Source organism: Neorhizobium tomejilense (genome assembly GCF_964254135.1).
In the GTDB taxonomy this organism is placed as follows: Bacteria; Pseudomonadota; Alphaproteobacteria; order Rhizobiales; family Rhizobiaceae; genus Neorhizobium; species Neorhizobium tomejilense.
In genome coordinates this window covers 1,452,268-1,465,045 of sequence record NZ_CAXUSO020000002.1, presented here as the reverse complement: position 1 = coordinate 1,465,045, position 12,778 = coordinate 1,452,268, and the positions used below count along the sequence as shown (strand labels likewise).

12 protein-coding genes are annotated in these 12,778 nt (G+C 59.9%); 7 read left to right on the top strand and 5 right to left on the bottom strand.

Translation table 11 applies throughout. From position 1 onward, the window contains the following. The first annotated feature begins 52 nt into the window (after window positions 1-52). The 7 genes from ACSQ3G_RS29665 (at window position 53) to ACSQ3G_RS29635 (ending at window position 6,399) form a co-directional block, all read left to right on the top strand. Window positions 53-1,309: an ABC transporter substrate-binding protein gene (locus ACSQ3G_RS29665; RefSeq protein ID WP_436112848.1), complete on the top strand. Its 1,257-nt coding sequence runs from the start codon at window positions 53-55 to the stop codon at window positions 1,307-1,309. An 83-nt stretch (window positions 1,310-1,392) separates the two neighbouring features. Next, window positions 1,393-2,259 carry a branched-chain amino acid ABC transporter permease gene (locus tag ACSQ3G_RS29660; protein WP_436112847.1) on the top strand — a complete coding sequence of 289 codons (867 nt, stop codon included), beginning with the start codon at window positions 1,393-1,395 and terminating at the stop codon, window positions 2,257-2,259. Beyond that, on the top strand, window positions 2,256-3,293 hold the full coding sequence (locus tag ACSQ3G_RS29655; protein ID WP_436112846.1) for a branched-chain amino acid ABC transporter permease: 1,038 nt from the start codon (window positions 2,256-2,258) through the stop codon (window positions 3,291-3,293). The genes ACSQ3G_RS29660 and ACSQ3G_RS29655 overlap by 4 nt, the downstream gene beginning before the upstream one ends. Then, window positions 3,290-3,994 (top strand): ABC transporter ATP-binding protein, encoded by a 705-nt coding sequence (locus ACSQ3G_RS29650; protein ID WP_436112845.1) that lies wholly within the window; start codon window positions 3,290-3,292, stop codon window positions 3,992-3,994. Before ACSQ3G_RS29655 ends, ACSQ3G_RS29650 begins: the two co-directional genes overlap by 4 nt. Window position 3,995: 1 nt before the next feature. Further along, on the top strand, window positions 3,996-4,715 hold the full coding sequence (locus tag ACSQ3G_RS29645; RefSeq protein ID WP_436112844.1) for an ABC transporter ATP-binding protein: 720 nt from the start codon (window positions 3,996-3,998) through the stop codon (window positions 4,713-4,715). Window positions 4,716-4,730: 15 nt separating this feature from the next. Beyond that, the gene (locus ACSQ3G_RS29640; RefSeq protein ID WP_436112843.1) at window positions 4,731-5,447 is read left to right on the top strand and encodes an SDR family NAD(P)-dependent oxidoreductase; all 717 of its coding nucleotides are present in this window, start codon (window positions 4,731-4,733) and stop codon (window positions 5,445-5,447) included. Between the two features lie 10 nt (window positions 5,448-5,457). Next, the gene (locus ACSQ3G_RS29635; RefSeq protein WP_436112842.1) at window positions 5,458-6,399 is read left to right on the top strand and encodes an AraC-like ligand-binding domain-containing protein; all 942 of its coding nucleotides are present in this window, start codon (window positions 5,458-5,460) and stop codon (window positions 6,397-6,399) included. 27 nt (window positions 6,400-6,426) lie between these two features. Here the strand turns inward: ACSQ3G_RS29635 and ACSQ3G_RS29630 are convergent, their stop codons facing one another. From ACSQ3G_RS29630 to ACSQ3G_RS29605, 5 genes are all read right to left on the bottom strand, one after another. Continuing rightward, window positions 6,427-6,816, bottom strand: coding sequence for a nuclear transport factor 2 family protein (locus tag ACSQ3G_RS29630; protein WP_436113231.1), 390 nt, complete (start codon window positions 6,814-6,816; stop codon window positions 6,427-6,429). A gap of 11 nt (window positions 6,817-6,827) precedes the next feature. After that, on the bottom strand, window positions 6,828-7,607 hold the full coding sequence (locus tag ACSQ3G_RS29625) for a MoaF C-terminal domain-containing protein (protein WP_436112841.1): 780 nt from the start codon (window positions 7,605-7,607) through the stop codon (window positions 6,828-6,830). 13 nt (window positions 7,608-7,620) lie between these two features. Further along, window positions 7,621-8,406 carry an SDR family NAD(P)-dependent oxidoreductase gene (locus tag ACSQ3G_RS29620; protein ID WP_436112840.1) on the bottom strand — a complete coding sequence of 262 codons (786 nt, stop codon included), beginning with the start codon at window positions 8,404-8,406 and terminating at the stop codon, window positions 7,621-7,623. A gap of 525 nt (window positions 8,407-8,931) precedes the next feature. Beyond that, window positions 8,932-9,216: a hypothetical protein gene (locus ACSQ3G_RS29615; RefSeq protein WP_436112839.1), complete on the bottom strand. Its 285-nt coding sequence runs from the start codon at window positions 9,214-9,216 to the stop codon at window positions 8,932-8,934. A gap of 1,177 nt (window positions 9,217-10,393) precedes the next feature. Further along, window positions 10,394-12,343: an ABC transporter substrate-binding protein gene (locus ACSQ3G_RS29605; protein WP_436112838.1), complete on the bottom strand. Its 1,950-nt coding sequence runs from the start codon at window positions 12,341-12,343 to the stop codon at window positions 10,394-10,396. Between the last annotated feature and the right edge of the window lie 435 nt (window positions 12,344-12,778).

The window sequence follows — 12,778 nt, the reverse complement described above, 5'->3', positions numbered from 1 at the left end:
GGAAGACGTCCGCGGGGAGTGCGGGCAGCAACGAAAACTGGAGGAGGAAACGATGAGAATAGATATGAGGGGGCTGGCGGTCGGCCTCGGCCTGATGCTTCTTTCGGCAGTCAGTGCTCATGCCGCTGCGTCCTGCGGCGACAACACCGGCAAGGCCGCGACCGGCGAACCGATTGTCATCGGTGCGATCACCGGCAAAACCGGCCCGGACGATTTTTCGAACTCGACAAGGGCCGCCAAGGCCTATTTCGACTGCTTGAACGCCAATGGCGGGATCAAAGGGCGCCCGGTGAAATATCTGGTCGAAGACGATCAGTGGAATCCTGAGACGGCCGCTCAGCTGGCCGCCAAGCTCGTCAACGACGAGAAGGCGGTGCTGATGGTCGGCAATTCGAGCTTTGTCGAATGTGGCGCGAACGCGGATTTTTACAAGAAATCCGGCATTGTCGTCGTCGCTGGCGTCGGCGTTCCTCGCGAGTGCTTCTTTGCCGAGAACTACGCCGCGACGAATGCCGGACCGCGCGTCTCCACGCTGGGCGCCATGGGCTACGCATTGGATCAGCTCAAGGCAAAGTCGGTGGTTTGCATCGGTCCGAACATCCCGAACGTCGGTACATGGTCCTGCGACGGCATTAAGTCTCTGGCCAAGGAAAAAGGCTTCACGGCGGATACGATCCTGATGGATCCCGGTACGGCCGACTCGACCTCGATCATCCTGCAGGCGGCGGCTTCCAAGCCTGATGTCATTATCCTCGGCCTACCCAAGGGCGTCACAATCCCGCTTCTGACCGCGGCCGAAGAACAGGGGCTCAACCAGACCATCAAGTTCCTGAGTGCCGCATCGGCCTACGACCTTTCGGTGCCTGGGACAATCGGCGCAGGCTGGGATGGAAACTTCTATGTCAACATGGAGTTCAACGATCTCGAAGCAGCGACGCCCGACAATCAGAATTGGCTTGCCGTCATGGACAAATATGGCAAGCCTTCCGACCCGCGCGACACGTTCGCCCAGGCCGGATATCTTGCCGCCCGGATTGCCGAGAAGGCACTGATGTCACTTGATCCCAAGGACATCACGCGCAAAAGCACCAGTTCCGCCATCCGGCAGGTCAAGGGCTTTGCCAGCGATATTTTCTGCGCGCCCTGGTACTTCGGCGATGGTCAACCGCGCCACAATGCAAATTCGACAACGCGCATGGCGGTCAGCGAGGGTGGCAAGTGGAAGGTGATTTCCGATTGCGCGCCATCGCCCGATCCGGAGTTGGCCGACATCCGCGCCTTTGAAAAGAGCGCCGGAATAGCTCCGTAAATTGGGGCATTGCGCACATCCCGTGGTCCGAGCCACGGGATACGCTACCCGCCGTCTCTTCGGCCGCACATCGGAATCCGCTCATGACCTTTTTACCATTTCTGATATCGGGTCTCGGAATTGGGGCCGTCTATGCCTTGTCAGGCGTCGGCCTTGTCATCCTCTTTCGGGCAACCGGGGTCCTTAACTTCGCCTTCGGCGCGTTTGGTGCTATCGGCGCTCACTGCGCCTGGCAGCTTCTCGAATGGAAAATGCCGCTTGCCGTCGCCATCCTGGCGGCCGTCGTCGTGTCCACGGCCATCAGCTTCCTTTATGGGCGCATCTTTGCACCCATGCTGTCGCATCGCGATACGGTCGTGCGTGCCGTCGGGACATTGGCGCCGGCACTCGTGCTCATCGCCCTGATGGGGATCATCTGGGGGGAACTGCCGCGTCGCCTGCAGTTTCCGACCGATCAGATGTTCGTTTCCCTCTTCGGCGTTCGTCTGACCTACACGCGCATCATCGCCATCCTGCTTGCCGTCGTCATGGTCGGCGCGATCACGCTGCTGCTCGATCGGACCCGCCTTGGCCTTGACATGCGAGCCCTGGCGAACGACCGGGACCTGAGCGCAATCCTCGGCGTTCGCATCCTCTACACCGAGACGGCGGCTTGGGTCATTACCGGCGTCTTCTCCGGTTTCGCCGGACTGCTGCTCGCCGACCTCGTTCGCCTTCAGGGCACGTTCCTGACGTTGCTGGTCATCCCGGCGATCGCGGCTGCAATTCTCGGCCAGTTGCGCTCGCTGTGGCAAACGGCCGTAGCCGGGCTTCTGATCGGTATTGCCGAAGCTGGGCTCACGCCGGTCGCCTGGATATCGCCCTATCGCGCAGCCGCACCTTTCATTATCGCGCTTGTCGCCGTCACGATCTTGGGGAGTACGGCCAAGGCCGTGTTGAAGGACCGATGATGGCTTCGCAGCAGACGATACAGGCATCACCGGGGCGCGCCTGGGTGGGCCGCTTTCCTAAACAGCTTCTCCATGTTCCCGCGACGATGGCACTGTTTGCCGCCGTGGTCATGTGTTTTGCCAATTCCTACTGGCTGTCGGCCGCAACGTCGGCGGTGGCGCTGTCGCTCTCGGTGGCGGGGCTGGCGATTCTCTATGGGCAGCTCGGTCTCGTCTCGCTTTGCCAATTCGCGCTCGTCGGGGTTGGCGGCTGGGTAACCCTTCGTGTCGGCCACGCCTTTCACCCGCCGTTCGAAGTCAGCCTTCTGGCCGGAGGTATCGTCGCTTCCGTGGTCGGCCTTGCCTTCGGTTTGCCGGCGCTGCGCCTGAGAGGGCTTTATCTTGCCCTTGTCACGCTGATGCTGGCGGGCGCGTTTCAGATCATCATCAGCGCCTGGGGCTTTCCCGACGGCGGCGATGGTTTTCTCGGCCGCGCCGACGGTTCCGGCCGCGCCATGCTGCCACGGCCTGGAATTGCCGAGGGAGCGGTCAGCTACTTTCTCTATGTTTGTCTTGCGGCGACGATCGCTCTGCTGATCGCGCAATGGCATAAGCTGGGGCGACCAGGCCGCGCCTGGGCTCTGATCCGCAAAGGCGAGACGGTCGCCATTGCCAGCGGCGTCAATGTGCTGACCTACAAGGCATGGGCATTCGCGCTCAGCGGCTTCCTCGCTGGTGTCGCCGGTGCACTGCTGGCCGGAAACGTCGGTCAGCTAGACGGCCGCGCCTTCGGTGCCTTCGAGAGCTTGAACCTCTTCGCGCTGGCAATCGTCGGCGGCGTCTACAACTGGTACGGGGCGCTGATAGCCGGGCTGCTGCTGCGGGCGGTGCCGGCATTGCTGACCGATCTCGGCATCGATGGGTATGTGACCATCGGGATTTTCGGTGTTGCGTTGTTCCAGGCATTGGCGACGGCACCGTCCGGCATTGCCGGGCAGATCGCCTCACTGGTCACCCGGCTGCAATTCCGTTGGGCAAAGGAGAGGGCGCGATGATCGCCATCGAAAAACTCGTCGTCCAGTTCGGCGGCGTCAGGCCGATCAATGAACTGACGGCGACACTCGCTGCGCCGATCGCCGGCCTGATTGGCCCGAACGGCGCGGGGAAGACAACCCTGCTCAATGTTCTCTCCGGTTTCGTCAGGCCGGCTCGTGGCAGCGTCGCATTGAATGGCAATCAACTCCTTGACCTTGCCCCGCTGCAGCGCGTTCGCGCCGGCCTTCGCCGGTCTTTCCAGACCGAGCAAGTCGTCGAGGATCTGTCGGTGTCGGGCAATCTCATCGCAATCGCGGATCACGTGATCGCACCACTTCAACGTGCTGCGGCTGTCGATGCAGCTCTTGATTTTGTCGGCCTTCGCACCGTGGCCGACAAGTCGGGCCAGTCGCTCAATCTGTTCCAGCGCCGTCTGGTCGAGCTCGGCAAATGCGTGGTAGGCAATCCAAAACTCATTCTGCTCGATGAGCCCGCGGCCGGCTTGACCGAAGAGGAGGGCGGCATGTTTCGCGAACTCGTATTGCGCATCCCCGCCGAAGTCGGGGCGCAGGTGTTGGTGATCGATCACGACGTCGAGCTCATTCGCGCCATGTGCAGCGAAACGATGGTGCTCGACTATGGAAAACTGCTGGCGCTGGGGCCGACGGAAACCGTGCTTGCCGACCCCAACGTCCGTCGCGCCTATCTGGGGGAATTCTGAGATGGCCGCGATCTCATCCGTGGCCGTCGAAAACCTCGCCGTCGAGCGCGGTGGAAAACGGGTCGTTCACGATGTCTCCTTTGCAATACGGAGCGGAGAAATCACGGCATTGCTGGGCGCCAACGGCGCCGGTAAGTCCAGCATGGTCATGGCGCTCGCTGGCGTCCTGCCTGTCGCTGGCGGCACGATGCGGCTCGACGCGATGTCACTGAACGGGCTTTCGCCCGATCGCATCCGCCGGGCCGGCCTGGCGCTGGTGCCAGAAGGGCATCGGGTGCTCGGTCAACTCTCGGTGGAAGACAACATTCTCGTTGCCGCCCTCGACGGGTCGCCATCCGTCCGCCGCGAGGGGCTCGAAAGGGCCTATGAGATATTTCCCGAACTTGCCCAGCGCAAACGCCAGCTGGCTTCCGATCTCTCAGGGGGGCAGAAGCAGATGGTCGCGATGGCGCAGGCGTTCATCGCCAAGCCCGGCTTCATGGTCGTCGATGAGCTTTCGCTCGGGCTGGCGCCGGCCGTCGTCAAGCGACTGGCGGAAGCGCTGAAGATTGCGGCCCGAAATGGCATCGGCGTGCTTCTGATCGAACAGTTCGCCAATCTTGCGCTCGACCTTGCCGACCACGCGATGGTCATGGAGCGCGGCAGGCTGGTCTATGACGGTGCCTCAGCGACGTTGAAGGCCAATCCCGAAATCCTGCATGGCGCCTATCTCGCCAGCTGATATCAAGGAGAGACGATGACCTTTGCCAACTGTCTTTTTGCCGGCCGCACGGTCGTAATTCCCGGCGGAACATCGGGCATCGGGGCTGCGACGGCCGATCGTTTTGCCGAGCTCGGTGCCTACGTCGTCTGCTGCGGCCTTGGCGCCTCCAGCGGACCGCACAGCGACCGGATCGAAAGCCGGGAAATCAACGTCCTTCAGCCCGGCGCTCTTAACGACTTCTTTGCGACCCTCGAGCAGGTCGATGTCCTTGTAAGCTGCACCGGCGTCAGCCGCGATCGTGACGAATGGAAGAAAGAGAAGTTCGACGAGGTCATCGCAATCAACCTGACGTCCGTCATGGACTGCTGTCGCCTGGGCCGCGGCCGGATGAAATCCGGATCGTCCATCATCAACATCGCCTCCATGTATTCGACGTTCGGCGCCGCCGATCGGCCGGGCTATTCGGCGAGCAAAGGGGCGATCGTTCAATTGACCAAGTCGTTGGCGCAGGAATTCGCGGCGGACAATATTCGCGTCAACGCTGTCGCGCCGGGCTGGATCGAAATGCCACTGAGCCGCGCATTGTTTGCCGATGAAATCGTCTCGACGCCGATCAAGAACCGGATACCGGCGGGGCGATGGGGAGAGGCGGCGGAAGTCGCCGACGCAATCGTCTTCCTGTCGTCCGAGGCAGTACGCTACATAGCCGGCGTCTGCCTGCCGGTCGACGGCGGCTACCAGACCTCATGAGGAGGGCATCATGGAATCGGTTTTCTCATCCGTCGAGGTCGCTAAGGGGAGGGATTTTCCAAGCGTTGCCCGCAGTATATTCGGTAACGTGCGGCTCGATTTTCAACGTGGCGATGAAGAAAAATGCCGGCTGGTGTCGGCAATGCTCGGCACCTGCCGCCTGACGCGGCTGGAGGCGGATACGCATACCGTTTTCGGCGATCGCGTGACCCTCGGCTCGGACAATCCCGACGCCATCAAACTGGTCATCCAGACACATGGCTGCTCCTCCCTCGCTCAAAATGGCCGCAATGTCCCCGTGGGGGCCGACGCGTTCGTCATGTATGATCCAAGCCGTCCCTATACCCTGACCAACAGCACGGCTGTCCGCCTGCTTCTCCTGCAATTGCCACGGCGTGCGCTGCCGGCCGCAGCGGTCACCCGGTTGATGGATCCCTTTGTCGCCATGTCCGAGCATGCTGGAATGCAGCGAATCCTGCTTTCGCTGATGGATTCGACAATCCGTGAGATCGGCGAGTTGGACGACACCGCGCGCGCCAGCCTAGGTCAGACGATGATCGAACTCATTCGCACGATGATCGGCGTCGATCCGCAGCGGGAACGATCAAGCGCCCATTCCCTCGACCTGTTGCGACGGCGTGTGAAGGACTTCGTCTCGGACCAGATTTCGCGGCCAGATCTGGATATCGGCATGATCGCACGCCGTATGGGTTGCTCCGTACGCTATGTCTATCGCGCCTTCGAAGCCGAGGGCACGACACCGGCCGACTATATCTGGAGCTTGCGGCTGGAGAGAGCCGCGGCCCGGCTGCGGGACGCGACGTGCCGTCCGGGCGAGATATCCGAGATTGCCTTTGCACTCGGGTTCTCTTCGAGCGCGCATTTCTCCCGGGCCTTTCGTAGCCGCTACGCGCTTTCACCGTCCAAATGGCGAAAGGTCGGCGCCGCGTGAATTTTTGGCAGGCAGCGCCCCACGCGTTCACCGCATTGCTTCGGCCACACGCAGCGTGTCGGTGAATTGTTCGAAGCGCCGAATCTTGTCGTCTGCGACGCCCCAGACGTGAACGACACGTGCCTTGAAGGACTTGCCGGTCTGCCTGTGAGTCCCGGCATAATCGCCGATGCCGATCACGTCGCTGCCTGCATCCAGCAGGCGCTCCAGGGTGAAGGTGTATCCGTCGAAGGCTTCTCCGAGTGCAGCGAAGACGTTTTTGACGACCTCTTGCGGGCCGACATAGGTGCCGGCGCAGGGAAAGCCATCCATTTCCGTCCATCGGCAATCCGCGGCGATGTCGGCAAGCATGCCGTCCACATCCCGGCGCGCGTTTGCGTCGTAGTGTGCCTTCACGATCTCATAAGCTGTGCGCATCATTCTGCCTTTCAAACGGGTTCCTGCCCGGGAAGATAATAGGTCATCGACGCCTTGCGGATGAAGGCGCCGGCCGGGCTGTTCTGGATACGGCCATCGCCAGTGATGCCAAGGAACTTGCCGGTCGAACGCATATCTTTGAAATCGTAGAAGAATGTCGATGCCACGGCGATCTTGAATTCCCGGAAGGTGAAAATGTACTGGTCGTCATCGAACTTATAGGTGGTCGTCAGGTCGACGTCGCCGTGCCCGCGTTGCACGCCGACGAGGCATTGCCAGGCATAGCGTTGCGACGACAGATAGGTATGTTCGTAGACGTGGTTCGGGCTGTAGGTAAAATGCGCCCTCAGCCCGATCAGATCGCGGCTTTCGGCCGGCGCCGGTCCGCTTGCTGCACCGCCTTCGACAATGCCGGGCCGAAAAATCTGCGCCACCTGCGGCTCTCCGATGGATTGCTCCTTTTCGCGCACGATCGAATAGATCGAGAGAACGCGGCGGCGGGAAACGTTCAGGATCAAGGTCTCGGCTTCTTTCGGTCGACCCGCGAAAATGACTTCGACGAAGAAGGTGTCGGGCGCAACCTCGATGACTTCGACCTTGTCCGTTGCGCTGTCATCGCCGTCCGACCATTGCACATTGTCATCGTGGAAGGTGAGTTCGAGCTTGCGGCCATCGTCAAAAACGATCTTGTGGGATGAGCCGGAAAGGGCATTCGTCGCCGGCAGACGGTTCGCGTCGATCCCGTATGCGAATTGATCGTAGGTTTTCCAGTCTTTCGGATTCTGGTTCATTATTGTCTCCTCCTCAGGTGAATGCGAGCGTGGGCAGATCGACGGTCCCGGCTCCGCCGTCGACGGTCAGGATGGCACCGTTGACCATCGCGGCTTCCGCCGAGGCCAGGAAGCAGACGGCATTGGCGACATCTTCAGGCGTTGCTGGGCGGCCAAGCGGCACGTCTTTCGTCACCAGGGCATAAGCGTCCTCGATGCTCGTCAGTTTGAATTTTTCCATGATGAATTCCATCTGCTCGTCGGCCATCGCCGTCGTCACCCAGCCGGGGCAGACGGTGTTGGTCCTCACGCCGAGGCGGCCGTAGTCCCGAGCCAGCGATTTCGCCAAGCCAATACAAGCGTGTTTCATGGTGACGTAGCCTGCGGCATCCGGACCGGCAAAAAGCCCTGCAATCGAGGCGAGCACGACGATATTGCCTTTGCTCTTGATCAAATGCGGCAGCGCTTCGCGCGCACTGACGAAGGCCGTGTTGAGGTTGAGCCTGGTCGCCAGATCCCAAGTCTCGTCCGACATGTTGACAGTAGGGCCGACACCATGGCCGCCGGCATTGGCCACGAGAATATCCAGGTTGCCGAACTGCTCGGCGACGGCAAGGGCGGCAGCTTTCATGCTGGCGCCGTCGGCTGCATCTGCGACAAACACCGTGGCTCCGATCTCTTCGGCAACTGCGTGGAGTGGATCGGGACGTCGCCCCACTAGCGTTACATTCCCACCCTCCAATCGAATCCGCCGGGCGATCGCCGCACCGATTCCCGTCCCCCCGCCCGTGATCAGGGCGGTCTTGTTCTTGAAGCGCATGATGTCTCCTCTCAAATTGAGATTATCATGGCGGAAAGTGGAGGCGCCGTCGTGTCCAGGTCTGCAGTTAGTTTTGACCGAGCGTGCACAGACCGAGATTGCTGACCTGCATGGCGGAGGCGCTCGCGCTGATATCAAAGCACAAGCTTGAGGCTCGGTCTTGCGACGATCCTCTAGGATAGTTCATGCCTTAAAGAGCATGTTTTTGTTCGGCAGTGTTGGCCGCCTCGGGTTCTGCCCGCCACGTCGGGGAAGCACTTCTAGACTGCAAAGTCGGCCGCGACACCGAAATCTTCATCGTGACTCAAAAGCCGCGGCTGTTTCGGCCCACTCAGCAACGTATTCGATCAACCAACCTAGCCCTATGCCGCTCGCAGCACGAAGCTTCGCGACGGTGAAACGCAGTCTGTCGCAGGACACCCCGTTAACTCGCGGAACGATGCGGGCGGACCGTATTCGAGGTCCTCGATCAAAATCCTTGAGTCAGCAGCCTACGAATCTTGAGTACCGCACTGTCAGGAGTGGTCAAAACTCTCTTGCCGGTTGCCGCAATGACCGCCGGCGCCGCTCGTGCGAGGCTGAATTGAACGAGTGCAATAAGGTGCAGTCGACGAGACGAAGCGCTGCATCAACCACAATTTGAACATGCGCTTCACCATCCCCGCGGTCGAGGGCTGCAAGCGCTCCGTCAGCGTAAGCCGTTTTCAAACGAACCGATGATGGAAATTCACCTGGAAGCGTCTGCAGCGTCGGGGCAAAAGTAGCAATGAGTCCAATCCGTTGTCCGGCTTTGCTTGCGTCGTCGATCATGGCTTCATTGGGCTTAAGCACGGGAAGCGAGGCGAGCTCCGCCGCGGCCCGAGCAATGCATGGTCCGAATGCCGAGCAAGTAAAACAGAATAGCGTCCGTCTGGCAGGTGACAGCATAGCGCGATAACGCTAGAAACCTATCGAACATCGAAGGCGTTACCCATCCATCCAGCTTAAGATCGCTCGATAGTGACTCATGAGCAGATTTCTGAGCCTGGCCTGCGGCCAATGACGTGCGAAAGCCTCTTCGATAGGCGGCGCAGAATGGCGCAGGGCATGAATGAGGGTTATCTGCATTGGTCTCACCTGGACGTGATGTCTGAAGTCGACGGCAACTGGTCTGTCGCCAAGGGCCTCGCTATGGATTCCGCGTCCAGATCCAGGGGCCACATGCTGCCGATCTCATGAAGGAGGTGACGAAGGGAACCTTGCCGGAGATCAAATTCTTCTCGGTTGGCGAGTTTCAGATCGTTGGAGAGATGGTGCGTGCCTTCAGGCATGGCATGCCGGAAACCCCAGAGTTTGAAATCTACGGAAAAATGGGACGACCATCAGGACGTTCGCCGCGGTCGAGCGTGCCGGAGCACATTTCGGCTTTCGGAAAATTGCAGCGCTCGCTTATCCTACCAGCGCCCGGGAATCGGCTTGGCTGCCGATGCCGGTGCCTGCCATCTATTAGGGCGAGAACATGAAGCCCTATCCGGAGTGGCTCTCGCCGTACCACCTTGATCGCATCGGTTGGCTGGGCGGAAGCTTTGTGTCGAGTGATACCATTATGTCGACCTGTTCGAACTTGGGTATGGTTCCCTGATAGACTACGATCATGACTTTGTAGGACGTGACGCTTTGATTGAGAAAGCAAAATTCCCGATCCAAAAAAGGTCACGCTTGTCTGGAACAATGACCATGTCGTGCACGTGGGGCGGACCGCGCTTTTCCCAAAGGGCAGGAGGTGCCGCTACATCGACACCCCCAATTAACGACATTCCCATCGGACGCGGTCTTGAAAAACGGTTCTCCCGCCGGGGTTTCCCAATGGTGCGGCTATACGGCCACGCTCAGGCCTTCTTTTCCCTTGCGCTCGTTGACATCGCCTACAGCACACTGCGATCCGCGTGACGGTCGCGCCGGCACCATTTTGCCGCCGCCGGTCGGGCGACGGCACAGTTGGAGCAAATCAGCTCGTGAACGTGAACTGCTGCGGCAGGGCCGGGCCGGGATTCGGCCAGGACCAGCTGTCCGGCTGTTTCTCCGGAACGTTGCGCAGATTGTTGCGAATGATGCCGAAGCTGCCAACAGCGAGGCAAACACCTACCGTTTCAAAACTATCGGCGCACAAGTCGAAGATTTGCTTCATAGTCGCGCCTCGCTTGTCGAGGTTGGCGGTGGCACGAGCCTCGTCAAAGAGCTTCATGCGCTTCTTCTGGCTTTCCGGGGGCTCTTCGCCCTTGGTGCCATTGGACGTGTACCAGAGCGTCCACGGAATGGCGTAGCGTGATCCCTGGGGATGGAAAGCAAAATAATCGCGTGGATCTAGCATCGGGTCAAGACCGCCGGCTCCTGACCAGACCTGTGCATCGTGCGCATTGTCGTCGCCCCGGGTATAGTAGAGCGCGCGCTCCATCGTATTGATCTTTATGTCGATACCGATCGCCAGCCAATGAGACTTCACGAGCTCGAGTGCATCCACCAGATCTGGATTGAGCGTCGGGATAACGTCGATCGCGAAGAACAGCGGCTGACCATCGGCCCGCAGTCGGATACCGTTCGCCGTTTTTTTGTTGAGTCCGATTTGATCGAGAAGCGAACTCGCCTTCTCCGGATCGAATTCCGTGAACTGGCGAGAAAGCCGCTCATGATGCCAAGGATGGCCTGGGCGCGGTCCGGTCTGATAAGGCTCACTTTGGCCGAAGTAGACAATGTCAATAATTTCCTGGCGATTGATGCCCATCGAAAGGGCTTGCCGGAAAATTTTGTCCCCGAAGATCTTGCGCATGGCCGGGTCTTTATGTGTCATGTTCAAGTAAATTTGGCACTGTTGAGCTGACGATGGCTCTAGCGCCATCAGGCGATAATCGCCCTTCTTCATGTTCTGCGACAGTGTCGGCTTGTTCGCGAGCGAGTTTATATGACGCTCCTGAATGTCGATCTTGCCGGAAATGACGTTGAGCATCAGCGACTCGACGTCCTGCGAGATGCTGAAATTCAGGTCGTCGATGTACGGCAGTTGGTTGCCTTCGGTATCAACCTGCCAGAAGTAGGGATTACGCGTCATGACCACCCGGGTCGCTCCGCCCGAATAGGGCTCTTTGACAACCCATGGATCAAGGGTAGGCTTCTCGATGTTGCCCCAGCGAGATGGGATTTCGGTATCACCGCACCTGGCGCGGAAGAGGTCCGGCCAGCTCGATGAACCGGCCGCTTTCACGTCCGCGTCGAGGTTCGGGTTGTACTTCGGCAGGAACTTGCTGCAGTAGTGCTTGGCGAACAATGTGGGCTGCTGGCCGAGCGGCGTGGCGAGAGTTTCCAGATAGAGCGCGTTGGCTGCGGCAAACGTGAACTTGACGGTATAGTCGTCGATCTTTTCGACCACGACCGGCTTGCCGGCCACGGAAATCTGCGCCGGCGTCGAGCTGTAGAGTTCCTTGTTCTTGACGACATCTTCGATTGCGAACACCACGTCGTCGGCCGTGAACGGATGGCCGTCCGACCACTTCACGCCCTTCAAGAGGTAGAAGGTGAACTGCGAGGCATCCGCATTGACTTCCCACCTCTCCGCGAGATTCGGCAGAGCTTGCGTGAAGTCCATGTTCCAGCGCACCAGGCCCTGGTTGCCGACCATGCGCAGGATGCCGTTATGGTCAGACGAACCGCGAAGGCCGCGCCGCAGCGTGCCGCCGTAGGTGCCTATCTTTTCCCAGGGTTTTACGACCATCGGGTTCTTCGGAAGACGTTCGGCAAGCGGCGGAAGCTTGCCGTCCTTGACGAGGGCCGCAAGCTGCGGCGCCTCCTTGGTCGCAGCCGCGCTGGCGCTGCCGCCCGCAACTGACAGGGCAACCGCCCCGCCAACGCCTGCGAGGAATGTTCGGCGGGTAACGCCGGAAGACATATTTTCGTCGTCGCGCATTTGATCTCCTCCCAGATGTAAATACGAGCCTGCAAAGCAGGACATAAAACTGTTTCGAGCTGCACGGCCTCCGTTGCTCCCCCAACGGCGGCCGATCCTATTGGGTCGCAAACCTCGGCATATCCGAACCCATTCGGGCTCTCTTCGGCCAATTGCGGACAGATGTCTACCTGATCAAGAACGCAACCAACGATTAGGAATTAATTTGGACAACAATTGCCATATTTCGACATGTTCGGCAAGTCAATGCTCGCTTGCCCCGAGCAGGTCGGGCATTTGTCCCGGGGATAACCGTGCTGCGACCGGGGAGACAGGCTCACCGTACCGTTTCAAAAGTGTCGATTTTGACCGGAGACCAAGGCTCAGGCCTAGTGGCTGGATTCGTCCATGATCAGTTCGCCGACGTCGGGCGCGATCGCTTCCCAACGTTGTGGA